Annotated in this window: 12 protein-coding genes; 8 read left to right on the forward strand and 4 right to left on the reverse strand. The window is 66.3% G+C overall.

Annotation, left to right across the window (positions count from 1 at the left end; all coding sequences use genetic code 11):
• Positions 1–48 precede the first annotated feature (48 nt).
• Entirely contained in the window at positions 49–1,503 is a 1,455-nt protein-coding gene (locus tag AC5FRZ_RS17320; protein WP_493565250.1) for a DUF6498-containing protein, read from the forward strand.
• Between the two features lie 117 nt (positions 1,504–1,620).
• Entirely contained in the window at positions 1,621–2,487 is an 867-nt protein-coding gene (locus AC5FRZ_RS17325) for a universal stress protein (protein ID WP_493565251.1), read from the forward strand.
• A 115-nt stretch (positions 2,488–2,602) separates the two neighbouring features.
• On the opposite strand, the gene AC5FRZ_RS17330 is transcribed toward AC5FRZ_RS17325, so the two are convergent.
• Positions 2,603–3,037, reverse strand: a complete 435-nt coding sequence (locus AC5FRZ_RS17330; protein WP_493565252.1) for a pyridoxamine 5'-phosphate oxidase family protein — start codon at positions 3,035–3,037, stop codon at positions 2,603–2,605.
• 165 nt (positions 3,038–3,202) lie between these two features.
• Between AC5FRZ_RS17330 and AC5FRZ_RS17335 the strand changes: the two genes are divergently transcribed.
• From AC5FRZ_RS17335 to AC5FRZ_RS17345, 3 genes are all read left to right on the forward strand, one after another.
• Positions 3,203–3,811 carry a metal-dependent hydrolase gene (locus tag AC5FRZ_RS17335; RefSeq protein ID WP_493565253.1) on the forward strand — a complete coding sequence of 203 codons (609 nt, stop codon included), beginning with the start codon at positions 3,203–3,205 and terminating at the stop codon, positions 3,809–3,811.
• 59 nt (positions 3,812–3,870) lie between these two features.
• Positions 3,871–4,323 (forward strand): universal stress protein, encoded by a 453-nt coding sequence (locus AC5FRZ_RS17340; protein ID WP_493565254.1) that lies wholly within the window; start codon positions 3,871–3,873, stop codon positions 4,321–4,323.
• A 151-nt stretch (positions 4,324–4,474) separates the two neighbouring features.
• Complete coding sequence (locus AC5FRZ_RS17345) at positions 4,475–5,032, forward strand: DUF2238 domain-containing protein (RefSeq protein WP_170092908.1); 558 nt, start codon at positions 4,475–4,477, stop codon at positions 5,030–5,032.
• 841 nt (positions 5,033–5,873) lie between these two features.
• On the opposite strand, the gene AC5FRZ_RS17350 is transcribed toward AC5FRZ_RS17345, so the two are convergent.
• Positions 5,874–6,641 (reverse strand): IclR family transcriptional regulator, encoded by a 768-nt coding sequence (locus AC5FRZ_RS17350; RefSeq protein WP_170092909.1) that lies wholly within the window; start codon positions 6,639–6,641, stop codon positions 5,874–5,876.
• A gap of 174 nt (positions 6,642–6,815) precedes the next feature.
• Between AC5FRZ_RS17350 and AC5FRZ_RS17355 the strand changes: the two genes are divergently transcribed.
• Positions 6,816–7,619 (forward strand): aldo/keto reductase, encoded by an 804-nt coding sequence (locus AC5FRZ_RS17355; protein ID WP_493565255.1) that lies wholly within the window; start codon positions 6,816–6,818, stop codon positions 7,617–7,619.
• 59 nt (positions 7,620–7,678) lie between these two features.
• On the opposite strand, the gene AC5FRZ_RS17360 is transcribed toward AC5FRZ_RS17355, so the two are convergent.
• Positions 7,679–8,776, reverse strand: a complete 1,098-nt coding sequence (locus AC5FRZ_RS17360; RefSeq protein ID WP_170092911.1) for a Gfo/Idh/MocA family protein — start codon at positions 8,774–8,776, stop codon at positions 7,679–7,681.
• A gap of 284 nt (positions 8,777–9,060) precedes the next feature.
• Here AC5FRZ_RS17360 and AC5FRZ_RS17365 point away from each other — a divergent pair, with 284 nt between their 5' ends.
• Positions 9,061–10,896: a DUF2264 domain-containing protein gene (locus AC5FRZ_RS17365; protein ID WP_493565256.1), complete on the forward strand. Its 1,836-nt coding sequence runs from the start codon at positions 9,061–9,063 to the stop codon at positions 10,894–10,896.
• Positions 10,897–10,905: 9 nt separating this feature from the next.
• Here the strand turns inward: AC5FRZ_RS17365 and AC5FRZ_RS17370 are convergent, their stop codons facing one another.
• Positions 10,906–12,243 carry a nickel pincer cofactor-dependent isomerase, group 22 gene (locus AC5FRZ_RS17370; RefSeq protein WP_493565257.1) on the reverse strand — a complete coding sequence of 446 codons (1,338 nt, stop codon included), beginning with the start codon at positions 12,241–12,243 and terminating at the stop codon, positions 10,906–10,908.
• Positions 12,244–12,348: 105 nt separating this feature from the next.
• Here AC5FRZ_RS17370 and AC5FRZ_RS17375 point away from each other — a divergent pair, with 105 nt between their 5' ends.
• Positions 12,349–13,200, forward strand: coding sequence for a fumarylacetoacetate hydrolase family protein (locus tag AC5FRZ_RS17375; protein ID WP_170092914.1), 852 nt, complete (start codon positions 12,349–12,351; stop codon positions 13,198–13,200).
• The last annotated feature ends 2 nt before the right edge of the window (positions 13,201–13,202 follow it).

Consider the following 13,202-nt stretch of genomic DNA (forward strand, 5'->3'; position numbering starts at 1 on the left):
TCTCCCCGGTCAGTACGCTTATGAACCACTGTTCGCAACTCCCTGGCGATGCCCTCCACGAGCAGTGAGCGCCTGCCGACAGCGGCTGGGTTCGTGCCGGTCGTCCTCGCGAATCTGGTCCCGCTGGTCGGCGTCGTCCGACTGGGCTGGGAGCCAGAGACGCTGGTGGTCGTCTACACCCTCGAAGTGCTGTTCGCGTTCCCGCTGGCGGGCGTGAAGGCGCTGTTCGCACAGCAACCGCCACGCACCGACCACGAGGGGTCGACCGTCATCAGCGTCTCGGACGAGCTGACCAGAAAGCGCGGGAGCGTCACGGTGGTCCCGTGGCTGCCGCCGGTCTACCCGCGGAACGTGCCCTTCGCCCTCGCCGTCGGCGGTGTCGCCGCGTGGTTCGGAATCGCCATCGGCGTCGTGGTCAACAACACGATCCCGATCACCGCGGTCGTCAGCCAGCCGGAAGTCCTGTTGAGTGTCGGCACGCTGGTCGTCGGCCAGACCGTCGAGACCTGGCGGGACTTGCGGGACGGACACCACGAGACGACCACGCCGTACGCCGTGATCGAGACGCCGGCCCGACAGGCGTTTTTCCTGGCGTTCGTCCTGTTCGTCGTCCCGGTGACGGCCGTGGCCGGCACGGCTGCGACGCTTGGTGTGTTCGTCGTCGTCAAGCTCCTCGTGGAGTGGTCGGGCTATCGGGCGACCCACGGCGACGGCGGGCGACTCACCGGGTGGCTCTCCGGACCCGACGAGTCGGGCCGTGCCGAGGAGGTAGACGACGTGCCCGAGGGCGAACCGGACGCACGCGTTCGGACGGACGGCCGCGCGGTGCTGTACACCGGCGCACTCCAGGCACTGAGTGAGCGTGCGCCCGTCTACGCGACTTCCTTTATCGTCGTCTGGCTCTTCTCGCTCGTGATCCTCGGCGGGGAGGAGCCGTCCCGAGAAGTCGCGCTCGGCTCCGGTCTCGTCCTGGTCTATCTGTTCGTCGCACTCCTGGCGGCGCGTGTCGGGACGTTCTACCTCAGGTACGGGACGCTCGAATACCGTCGGTACGACGACCGACTCGTCGCGTACGACAGCCTGCTCGACGAGCCCCAGTGGTGGGCCTCGATCGGATCGCTGCGCGACGCCGAGGTCGTGTCCGATCGGCTCCCCGACCGGCTGCTGGGGACGCGCACGATCTCGCTGGCAGCGGGCTGGGGCGACGATCCGCGGCGCTCGCTCGGACCCGTCGCCGCCGCCGAGGCCCTCGTGACAGCGTTCGACCTGCACGTCAGAACGACGGCACTCGCGCCCATCGATCGGCGGGTGGCCGCCGTCGTCGCGGGCTGTGTCGTCGTGATCGTCCTCGCTCCGGTGGCCGTCGTGCTCGTGCCGGCGCTGTCCTCGTCGACGGCGCTGCTGTACGGGGTGTTCGTGCTGCCGTTCGCCACCCTCCCGCTGCGGGGCCTCTGGAAGCGAGCGTATCCGGAGGAGAGCACAGCGGCCGAGAGCGACGTGTAGCGACAGCGGTGTGACTCGACCGGCTCGCCGCGTCGTGTCGTCGGCCGAGCGGACGGCCAGCGGCCACCTACAGCCCGGCGGTACGTTCATACTCCAGACGGGCGAAGCGCGAACACCGTGTTCGACGACATCCTCGTTCCGACGGACGGCAGTACCTGTGCAGCGGTCGCGCTCAGCGCCGCCGAAGCGATAGCGAAGCGATACGGAGCGACGATTCATCTCCTGTCCGTGGCCGATGCGCGGATCGAGGACCACACCGTCGGCGACGAGAGTCAGCACGCGGCACACGAGGCGATCGTTCGCGACGCACGCGAAAATCTCTCGGCAGAGATCGGCGTCGTGGAGGCAGTCGAGCGGGGACTGCCACACGAGGCGATCGTCGAGTACGCCGACGAGGCGTCGGTCGACCTCGTGATCATGGGCACCCACGGGCGGACCGGCGTTCAGCGATACGTGCTGGGCAGCGTCACCGAGAAGGTGCTCCGACTGGCCGAGACGCCCGTGCTCACGGTCCGGGGAGAGGACGCCGACGTGCGCCCGACGCCCTTCGAAGACGTGCTGATCCCGACCGACGGCAGCGACGCCGCGAACGCGGCGATCGATCCGGCCCTCGACATCGCCGGTGCGTACGACGCCCGCGTCCACGCGCTCTCGGCGATCGAGCCGCTGTCGATGGGCGTCGACGTTCGGTCACACGTCATCGTGGAGGCACTCGAAGAACGGGCCCAGGCGGCCGTCGACGGCGTGGCCGAGCGAGCCGAGAGCGCGTCGCTCGGACCGATCGAAACCGCCGTCGAGTTCGGCGAGCCGTACCGACAGATCCGGAACTACGTCGAGGAGAACGACATCGATCTGGTCGTCATGGGAACCCACGGGCGAAGCGGCGTCGAGCGGTTCCTGCTGGGCAGTGTCACCGAAAAGCTCGTCCGAACGTCGGCTGCTCCCGTGATGACCGTCAGACAGTCAGAGAACAGTGGCGACTAGCGACGGTTTCGTCGTTTCTACGCCCAAGTAAGAGGATATCTATACAGTGCTCGATTTCTGTGACTGTTTATCCGAGAAGTTCGCTGGATACTCGTTTCCTGTGCCCAGACCGTCGTTAGACTTCGGTCCGTCCGGTCAGTTCGTCGGGGACGAGGCGGTAGAACTCGAACGATACTTCTCGGAGCGGTCGGTCGAAGATGTCCACCAGCGGGATGTCGACGTGTTCGAGCCCTGCTAGCGTCTCGGTCTCGATACCCTCGCGCTCGACGTCTTCGAGTCTGCCGCGGGCGACGACGCTCTGCCAGCCCCCGGACTCCCCCCGATACGTGACGAACGACGCCGGCCGGTCGTCGAGGTCGCCCTTCGCGGTGTCGACGCCCACGGCCAGTCGGAAGTAGAACGTACTGGCCGCCGCGTCGTACCCGTACGACACCGGGATCGAGTGCGGTGGCTCGTCCCCGGCAGCGAGCGAGAGGACGCCCGTCCCGCCGCTGTCGAGGATCTCGTCGCGCTCCGCGGCCGACATGCTGACCGGGGTTTCTTTCGACATAGTTGACAGGACGGTGGGGATCACAATAAGTGCACTGTCGGTGGGATGGCGAGAGCAACAGTCACTGTCGTCGCTTCCCAGCGAGGCTCGCTGGGACATCGCTGTAACCGCCCGTACGAGGCCGCCGAGAACTATTTACCGTTCCGTCGGCTACGAGCGGTCACGATGATGGCGACGACCCACGCGCTCTGGGGGATGGCGGTCGCGTTACCGGTCCTGGCGAGCGAGCCGACGCTCGCGCCGGTGGCCTTCGGAGCGGGACTCGTGGGTGGCCTGCTCCCCGACCTCGATCTCTACGCCGGCCACCGGAAGACGCTGCACTATCCGGTGTACGCGCCGCTGGCCGCCGTCCCGGCAGTCGCACTCGCGATCGCCACGCCCTCGACGGTGACGGTCGGGGTCGCCGTGGGCCTCACCGCGATGGCGCTCCACGCCGTCACCGACGCTGCGGGCGGTGGGCTCGAACTCCGGCCGTGGCTCGCCGACTCGGACCGGGCCGTCTACAGCCACTATCACGGCCGCTGGATCCGGCCCCGGCGGTGGGTCCGCTACGACGGTGCCCCCGAGGATCTCGCCGTCGCCGGCATCGCGACCGTGTCACTCGCTGCCGTCGCCGGCAGTGCCGTCACCGTGGTCGCCGTCGCGCTACTGGCGATCTCGGCCGTGTACGTCCTGGTGCGCAAGCCGCTGGCGACGCTGGCCGAGCGCCTCGTCGGCCTGCTTCCGACACCCGTCCTGCCGTACGTCCCCGAGCGCTACCGCGAGAGTCAGTAGTCCCTGCGATCGGGAACGATGCCACCGATTTATCTGATTGCTGGGCGAACACCGCGGTGATGTACGACCGAATCCTCCTCCCGACGGACATGAGCCCCGGTGTCGACCGGGCGATCGAGCACGCGATCGACGCCGCCGAGCGGTACGACGCCGCCCTCCACGTGCTGTACGTCGTCGACGCCGACGCCTACAGCTCCTACCCCGGCGACGAATACGTCCACGAGTTCGAAGGGCTGGAACACGCGCTCGAAGAGGCCGGCCGCAACGCGGTCGAAGCGATCACCGCCACGGCGGCCGACGCCGGGATCGACACGGTGAGCGAGATCCGCCACGGCGTCCCACACGAGGAGATCCTCGCGTACGGCGACGAGGCCGACATCGACCTGACTGTCGTCGGGTCGAAGAACCGATCCGGCGAGTACCGGCGGTTGCTCGGCAGCGTCGCGGAACGGGTTGCTCGACTGTCGGAACGGCCCGTGACGGTCGTGAAGACGCCGGTCGAATCGTCCTGATACTGCCGGCTGTCACTGTTGCAAGCGATGCGCGACCACGGGGTCCCAAATTCGTGACAGACGGACAGCCGGCAGTATGAGCACGTCGGCGAACGCGGCGGTGGCACGCGACACCGCTATGTGTGTCGACCGAGCAGTACGACCACGAACGATGCCACCGGACGAACGAGCGATCGAGCGGACCATCAGATACGGGTTAGTGGCGGTGTTCGTCCTGGGGCTCCGTCGGCGCGACCCCGGCACGGTCGTCAACGCCGCCGTCGGCGTGGTTGGCACCTACCTGACGGAGTTCGTCGAGCGAACGTGTGGCGTGACACTGGAGCCGTGGCACCACCTGTACGTCGACACCGCGATGATCACTCACGCCGTGGGAATGCTGGGGCCGTACGACGACATCCGGTGGTGGGACCACGTCACCCACACCCACTCGGCGACGATTCTCGGCGGGGCCGTCTTCGCGATCTGTCGGCGGACGGGCCGCGATCCCGGTCCGAGAGTCGTCGCCGCCGTCGCCTGTGGCGGCCTGCTGTGGGAACTCGTCGAGTACGCCATCCACGTCGGAGCCGATCAGATCGGCGTCGAGCCGATCCTCGTGAACTACGGCAAGCGCGATACGCTGCTCGATCTGCTGTTCGACCTCGTCGGCGCAGCGCTCGTTCTCGTACTCGGTGATCGCGTTCTCGGGGATCTGGCGACGACGGACGCCTGACGAGTCAGAAAAAGCTGGGAGAAAACGGCGATCTGTCGAGAGAGTGCGTGCAGACGCGACTCGAAAGTGACATTTGGCTGGTGGGACTCTCGGAGGCGGCGACGAACGGCACGTGTTGGGGAATCTTTCGTACCGAGTGATACTATCTAGCGCCTGTACAGCATCAGTGACAGGCATCGGGCCATACAAGATAGGACTCGTGCAGAGACGAATCTCGTTCCGTATTGGAGAAGCGAGCGGACGAGGGTCGAGCATCGCTCGACGAACAGTGATCGATACCGGACGACAGCACGCTAGTCCAGCAATGCTGGATCGTAGTGGGAAAAGAACGAACACCGGAGTCGCCGAGATGGCGGGGCAACGTCCCGCACTGATCGTCACCGGCCGACGGTTTGCTTTACACACTTAGTACTGTAAAGCTCTGCGGCGGGTGACCGACAGCACGGACGAGCGAGGACACTGGGCAGGGTGTGCTCCCGTCGAGAGCGGCCCGCAGTGGCAGACTCGACGACGGCAGCTAGCTGGACGAAGTTTGTGTATGCACAATAGTATCCAGATATGTAGACCTTCGTTCTCTATAAGATAATATTGGTCGTGCTTTACTGTATACAGTTTGCTAACACAGACCCCGTCCGGAGTTCGTCGAGGCGAAGCCGCCGTAATGTGACCTCTCGCGCACACACAGACGTTTTCGAGCTTTATTGGATATTTGTATTGCATTGCTGGACAGGTCGTGTGGGACAGCTTCGCCGTGGATCGATGGTCGTGGGACGCTCGCCCGTCTCGTCGTACGGCAGCTTGCCAGTTGATGCGGCGAGGCGCTGGACGACTCGATGTCGGACTACGTGTACGTGATGTTGAGTTCGATGACGTTGGCGACGCTCTTGAGCTTCGCGGGGAGTTCCGAGCGGAAGCGATCCCCCTGGAGTCGACTCGTCGGCCCGGAGACGCTGATCGCGCCCTCGACGACGTCGTCGTTGTTCACGATCGGGACGGCGACACACCGCAGGCCCTTGACGCGGGCTTCGTCGTCGAAGGCGACGCCCTCCGTTCGAACGCGTTTCAGGCGCTCGAACAGTTCGTCGCGTTCGGTGATCGTGTTCTCGGTCATCTCCGGGAGACCGTGTTGCTCGATGATCTCGTCGACGCGTTCCTCGGGGAGGTGCGCGAGGATCGCGTTGCCCAGTGCCGTGCTGTGGAGGTTGACCCGCTGGCCGACGTAGGAGTCGGTCTTGACGGCGTCGGGTCCGTGATCGCGGTGGATGTAGATCCCCTTGCCGTTCTCCTCGACGAGGAGGTTCGCCATCTCGCCGGTCTCCTCGGCCAGGTCGGTCACTTCGTCCCGGGCGATGTCGTAGATCTGCTCTCTGTGCCGGGCCTTGCCTCCGAGCGCGAGGTGTTTGAGGCTGAGCCGGTAGGTGCTGCCCTCCTTGACGACGTAGCCGTCCCCCTCCAGCGTGCTCAAGTAGTTGTGGATGCTGCTCTTCGAGAGCGAGAAGGCGTCGGTCAGTTCCATCAGACTCGCCTCGTTGCGGCGGCGCAACTCTTCGAGGATCTGGAAGGCCGTTTGCACTGACTGTATCTCGCCGGAGTTGTTCCGTTGGGGCATCGTTGTCGTGTTTCCCGTGTGTGATAATAAAGCTACTCCACCAATACTGAACGCCGGTCGGCGATGTCCGAACAGACGGTGGCTCGTCTCCCTCGAAAACCCGCCGCCAGCAGCGTGACACCGCCGGTCCGGGCTTCCAAAGAGGCTAAATGAGTGGGGCCTAATCGACCAGATATGCGTCAGATGCCAGCGATTGGACTCGGGACGTGGCAAAACACCGACCCGGACACCTGTCGAGAGAGCGTCCGGCTCGCGCTCGAAGCGGGTTACCGCCACGTCGACACCGCACAGTACTACGACAACGAAACGCTCGTCGGAGAGGGCATCGCCGAGGCCGACGTGCCCCGAGAGGAGGTGTTCGTGGCGACGAAGGTCCACGCCGAGAAGTTCGGACTCGCCCACGAGGAAGTGATCGAGGGACTGGCGGCCAGCCTCGACCGCCTCGGACTCGACTCGCTGGACCTGCTGTACGTCCACTGGCCGGTGGGCAACTACGATCCCGCGGAGACGATGCCGGCGTTCGACGAACTCCGAGAACGGGGACTGATCGACCACGTCGGCCTGAGCAACTTCTCGGTCGAGCTCCTCGACGAGGCGCTTGCAGAACTCTCCGCCCCGCTGTTTGCCCACCAGGTCGAGATGCACCCGCTGCTCCAGCAGGACGAACTGCTGGCCCACGCGCGCGAACACGACTACAACCTCGTGGCCTACTCGCCGCTGGCACGCGGGAACGTCTTCGAACTGCCCGAGATCCAGTCGATCGCGGAGAAACACGGCGTCAGTGAAGCACAGGTCAGTCTCGCCTGGCTCCAGTCCAAAGACGTGGTGACGCCGATCCCGAAGGCGTCGAGCGAAGCGCACATCCGCGACAACCTCGCGTCACGCGAACTCGAACTCGACGAGGAAGACATCGAGGCGATCGAGGCGATCGACCGGACCGAGCGGTTCGTCGAGCGCGACGGCGCGCCGTGGCTCTGAGACCGGCGACCGTCCAGTCGTTCGCGACCTCGATCTCGAAGCAGTGACCGCGGACAGTCTCACCAGGACGTGATCGTCACGTCACGCAGCGGACGGTCGAGGGGAACGTCGACGACGCCCCCGGTGTAGTGTGAGACGTAGAAGCCGACGATCATCTCCAGCGATCGCACGGCCTCCGCGCCGGGCGAGTAGTTCTCTGACTCGCCAGCGAGGAGGTCCTGCACGTGGGCGGCGGCGTTGGCGAAGGAGTTCTTGTAGTCGTCGTCCCAGGTCCACTCGCCGTCGATGCTGTCCAGTGGCGTCTCGACGTGTTCGCCGTCTTCGAGTCGCCAGTAGCGCCACTCGCCGTCGTCGTTGTTGAGATAGAGTTTCCCCTCGGTGCCGACGAAGTTCAGCGTCATCGAGGAGATGTCGCGCGGGATCGTGCAGTCGACCGTCACGAAGGTCCCGTCCTCCATGACCACGTAGCCGCCGCCACCGGCGTCGTCGACCGTCTCGTCGACGTCGAGCGAGTCGACAGCCTCGTTTTCGCCGGTGATGTAGCCGTTGACCTCCCGTGGCACCGTATCGAGCAGGAAGACGAGCGTGTCGAGGACGTGTGTCGAGTTGCGCATCAGCTCCATGCGGTACTGGGTGCTGACCGACCGGACGTCGCCCAGAATGTTCTCGTGCTGGATGAGATAGCGGAGCCGCTGGAGCTTCTCGGTGAACCGGAACGAGTGGTTGACGACCAGTTCCGTTCCCGTCTCCTCGCAGGTGTCGACCATCTCCTGGGCCCGAGACACGTCGGAGGCGATCGGCTTCTCACACCAGATCACGTCCGGGTCCGCGGACGATCGCGCGGCGTCGATCGCGTGGCCGTCGTGGAGATACGACGGCGTACAGATCGAGACCACGTCGAGGTCTTCGCTCGCGAGCATCGTCTCGTGGTCCAGATAGCGGCCACTGTCGGGGATGTCCCACGCGTCGCCGAACGTGTCGAGTTTCTCGCTGTCGACGTCGGCGACGGCGACGAGTTCGATCTCCGAGGTGCTGGCGTAGCCGCCAGCGTGGCTGGCGTCGATCTTTTCGTTTCCGATGGCCTCCTCGTCGTGCATCCCGAGGATGCCCATGCCGGCGATACCGCCCGTTCCGATGATCGCTGCGTTGTAGCTCATAGTGGTCTGTGGTTCTGCGTCGTCGAGTCAAGCCGGATGGCTGGAGCCACTGCTCGACTGACCCATGCGAACCTCTTTCGACAGCGCTATTTATAAATCCTTGAGTTCCACACCGAGCGAAGGCACGGAGGCCGTACTGTTGGCTGTCACTTCGTGACGATATTCGCCACCTCGCGTACGGCGAAATCGGCCACGGACGGCCAACAGTGTCGGGCATCGCCTCGAACTGCGACGTGTGGGCGACGAGCCACAACATACATTGTCCACAGCGCGGTTGGGGTGGTATGGGAAATCCAGTCACGGAGAACCCACTGGAGACGCGGTCGGACGTACAGCGCGCGGTGCGACAGCTCGTCGCACCGCTGGAACCACACCACAGTCCCGGCGGGGCGCTCGTTCGCGTCGGCGCGGCCGGCGCGTCGTTCCCGAACCACGAAGCGGGGATCGAGGGGTACGCTCGCTCGCTGTGGGGTATCGCCACGCTCGCGGCCGGCGGCGGCGAGTTCGACGGGTGGGAGCGGTATCGGGCGGGACTGGTCAACGGAACGGACCCGGAGCACCCGGAGTACTGGGGCACGATCGCTGACGGACGACAGAAGGTCGTCGAGGGCTCCTGTCTGGGGATGGCACTCGGGCTCGTCCCGGAGCAACTCTGGGAGCCACTCGACGAGGCCGAACGCGAGCGAGTGCAGACGTGGCTGACGGCGGCAAACGGCGAGTGGATCCCGGACAACAACTGGCGGTTCTTCCGGGTGCTGGCCAACGTCGGGCTGTCGTCGGTCGGTGCCCCGTTCGACCGCCAGCAGGTCGCGACCGACCTGGACCGCCTCGAAACCTTCGCGCTCGACGACGGCTGGTACGCCGACGGTCCGGACGCCCCGGTCGACTACTACTGTGCGTGGACGATGCACGTCGAGGGGCTCCTCTACGCCTGGCTGGCCGAGGACGACCCCGAGCGCGCGGCCCGGTTCAGACGGCGGGCCATCGAGTTCGCCAGCGAGTACCGCCACCTGTTCGAGCCAAGCGGGCGCGCGGTCCCCTACGGCCGGAGCCTCACCTACCGATTCGCTCAGGCCGCGTTCTGGGGCGCGCTCGCACTCGTCGGTCGAGACGCCGACCTCCCGTGGGGCGAGATCAGGGGGCTGTGGCTCCGGAACCTCCGGTGGTGGTTCGACCAGCCGATCTTCGCCGCCGACGGGACGCTGACCGTCGGCTACCGGTACCCCTCACAGAAGATGACCGAGCGGTACAACTCCCCGTCCTCGCCGTACTGGGCGTTTCGAGCGTTCCTGCCCCTGATCGTCGACGCGGACCACCCCTTCTGGACGGCCGACGAGCGGCCCCTACCCGAACTCGACCGGCAGCGACCGATCGAGGCGGCGGACCTGCTCGTCCGGCGCGAGCCGGACCACGTCGTCGCGTTCACCGGCGGCACCGCCGCGCCCCGCTACCGGAACAAGTACGACAAGTTCGCCTACTCCAGTCACTTCGGGTTCGGCGTCGACGACGGGATCGCCGGGCTCGACGCCTGTGGCATCGACAGCACGCTCGTGGTCAGTACGGACGGCGAGCACTTCCGCGGACGGACAGCGGCCCTCGACGGCAGCGTCGACGACGGCGTCGCAGCGTCGACGTGGGACCCCTTCGACGACGTAACGATCAGGACGAAGGTGCTCCCGGTCGGGCCGTGGCACGTCCGAATCCACCAGCTCGAAGCCGCGCGGGCGATCGAGACCGCGGAAGGCGGCTTCGCGCTGCCGACGACCGAGGAACGGTACGCCGACGACGTGCGAGAGACGACCGAGGGACAGATGGCGGCGGTGTCGTTCGAGGACTTCAGCGGCCTCCGGGCCGTCGGCGGCGGGGACCGCTGTGAGCCGGCGGTGACGACACCGGTCCCGAACACGAACGTCCAGCACCCACGCACCGCGGTCCCGGTCCTGTCTCGCTCCTTCGAGCCCGGCAGTTACCGGTTCGCGACGGCCGTCCTCGGCGTGCCTGGAACAGCCAGCCCGACGGCGTGGACCGAACCGCCGACCGTCGAGTGGACCTGGTCGGGGGCCACCATTGGCGACGGCGAGGGAGAAACGAGACAGACAGTCAGCCTCGAACAGCAGTAGCAGCGATCGTCAGTCCGCCAGCGAGGCGCTGAACGTGCCGTCGTCGAACTCGATCGGCGTCGCTTCCTCGACGACCCGGAGGTCCTCGCGCTGGCGTGCTTCCTCGATCAGCGCCTCGGAGGCGAAGAAGCGAGCGAGGTGCATGGTGTCACGCGCCCGGACCACGCGAACGGTCTCGGGATCGACGACGCCGATGGTCGACAGCGCCGCGACGAGACCGGCCCTGTCGCTCTCGACGACCGGCGGGAGACGGACGCCGCGGACGGTGCTGGCGGTGAGCGCGTTGATCAGGGTCGTCTCGGCGTCCAGCTCGGCGACCACGTCCTCGTGGATCAGGTCCGCCGAGCCGACGCCCATCGCGTTGCCGTGGGTCGCCGTCGTCAGCCCGCGGGTGTAGATGCGCTTGATCGTCGGCTCCTCGGGAGCCGGCTCGTTGATCGCGAAGGTCCGTCGACCGATGACGTTCGTGTCGAGGCCCTGGCCGCTCACGTCCTTGCCCTGTTCGTCGAACACGACGACGTCGAGCTCCGAGAAGGGCAGCGTCGGCATGATGTCGTATGCCCGTTCGAGCAGTTCCCGCTCGCGGTCGAGGAAGCCACTCGGCGGGACACCCTCGATCAGCGTCGTCTCGTCGTGCTGGTCTTCCAGCAGGGCGATCCCGCCCACGACCGGCAACGCGTCGAGCAGTTGTCCGGCGATCTCCGGGATCATGTTCCGGAACGACCAGTCGACGGCCCACTCGTGGGCGATCTTCGCGCCGCGTTGCTTGCCCATCCCGATGACGAGCATCTTCGAGAGCCCGCTCTCGACGGCCCCGTCGAAGTCGGTGTGGGGCTTGACGCGGTTGATCGGGACGATGGCGTCGGCCCCGGCGGCGTGGGCGTCGGCGACGACCGGCACGTCCCGCTCGGGCGTTCGGCCCACCTCGACCACGTCCATGCTGGACCGGATCTCACAGCCGATGGCCGACTCCGTGACGCCCAGTTCCGCGAGCATCTCGGCCTGTCCCTCGCCGGTCGCGCCGCCGTGGCTCCCCATCGCCGGGAAGACGAACGGGTCGTACCCCCTGTCTTCGAGGGCCGAGACGGCCGCTGCGACGATCGCGGGGACGTTCGCGATGCCCCGGCTCCCGACGCCGAGTGCGATCTCGCCGTCCGCAGGCACGTCGTCGAGTTCGAGGTCGTCGACGGCGCGCTCGACGTGAGCGTCGATGGCTGCGGCGGGGATCGGATCGGTCTCCCAGACCTGTTCGACGACACCGAGTTTCGGGAGGTCGAGGTCGCCACACGCGTCGACGATCGTCGCCTCCGGCACGGAGAGTTCGCTGGCGCTTTGGTTTCGCTCCATGCGCTCACTGTGTGGCGAGCGCGTCATAAACGTGGCTGATACCGCCGGTCGGTAGGTGTCGACAGATCTCAAGATTTAAGGGTCGAACTGCCGCCTATCGAACTGATGCGCTTCGTTCGATACACCGACGGAACGACCCCAGCGTGGGGTCTGGAACGCGAACAGACGATTCACGCACTGTCGGATCTCCCCTGGGGAGAGCCGTCACTGAACGACCTCGCGAACCCCAGCTACCGATCACACGTCGCGGCCCGCATCGAGAACGGGGCGTCGACGCAGATCGACCCCACGGCGGTGTCGCTGCTCGCGCCGGTGCCACAGCCGGGAAAGATCGTCTGCTGTGGCCTCAACTACCACGATCACGCCCAGGAGCAAGACGAGACCGTGCCGGACAGCCCGATGCTGTTCGGGAAGGCCCCGACCGCCGTCACCAACCCGGCAGACCCGATCGTCCACCCCGATCCCGAGGGGCCAGCCCAGGTCGACTACGAGGTCGAACTGGCCGTCGTCGTCGGCGACACGATCTCCTCGGTCGACGAGGCCGACGCCTACGACCACATCGCCGGCTACACCGTGCTCAACGACGTGAGCGAGCGAACGGCCCAGAACGAAGACGGGCAGTTCTTCCGGGGCAAGAGCTACGACACGTTCGCGCCGATGGGGCCGCGACTGGTCACCGGCGACGACATCGACCCGAACGCCCTCGACGTGGAGTTGCGCGTCGACGGCGAGAGAAAGCAGTCCTCGAACACCGAGCAGTTCATCTTCGACGTGGGCGAACTCGTCGCTTACATCAGCGAGGCCATGACGCTGCGACCCGGCGACGTGATCTCGACGGGGACGCCCGGCGGCGTCGGCATCTTCCGCGATCCGGTCGAGGTGCTGGAACCGGGCCAGACGGTCGAGGCAGAGATCGAAGGTATCGGAACGCTTCGGAATCCGGTCGTCGGCCGATAGCT

It is taken from the genome of Halomicrobium sp. HArcht1-1 (assembly GCF_058933285.1).

Bases quoted from the DNA above. Each gene is read 5' to 3' on its own strand.
- AC5FRZ_RS17330 (WP_493565252.1), bottom strand. From the start codon at position 3,037: ATGTCGAAAGAAACCCCGGTCAGCATGTCGGCCGCGGAGCGCGACGAG.
- AC5FRZ_RS17355 (WP_493565255.1), top strand. From the start codon at position 6,816: ATGCGTCAGATGCCAGCGATTGGACTCGGGACGTGGCAAAACACCGAC.
- AC5FRZ_RS17375 (WP_170092914.1), top strand. From the start codon at position 12,349: ATGCGCTTCGTTCGATACACCGACGGAACGACCCCAGCGTGGGGTCTG.
- AC5FRZ_RS17320 (WP_493565250.1), top strand. From the start codon at position 49: ATGCCCTCCACGAGCAGTGAGCGCCTGCCGACAGCGGCTGGGTTCGTG.
- AC5FRZ_RS17350 (WP_170092909.1), bottom strand. From the start codon at position 6,641: ATGCCCCAACGGAACAACTCCGGCGAGATACAGTCAGTGCAAACGGCC.
- AC5FRZ_RS17340 (WP_493565254.1), top strand. From the start codon at position 3,871: ATGTACGACCGAATCCTCCTCCCGACGGACATGAGCCCCGGTGTCGAC.
- AC5FRZ_RS17365 (WP_493565256.1), top strand. From the start codon at position 9,061: ATGGGAAATCCAGTCACGGAGAACCCACTGGAGACGCGGTCGGACGTA.
- AC5FRZ_RS17370 (WP_493565257.1), bottom strand. From the start codon at position 12,243: ATGGAGCGAAACCAAAGCGCCAGCGAACTCTCCGTGCCGGAGGCGACG.
- AC5FRZ_RS17335 (WP_493565253.1), top strand. From the start codon at position 3,203: ATGATGGCGACGACCCACGCGCTCTGGGGGATGGCGGTCGCGTTACCG.
- AC5FRZ_RS17345 (WP_170092908.1), top strand. From the start codon at position 4,475: ATGCCACCGGACGAACGAGCGATCGAGCGGACCATCAGATACGGGTTA.
- AC5FRZ_RS17360 (WP_170092911.1), bottom strand. From the start codon at position 8,776: ATGAGCTACAACGCAGCGATCATCGGAACGGGCGGTATCGCCGGCATG.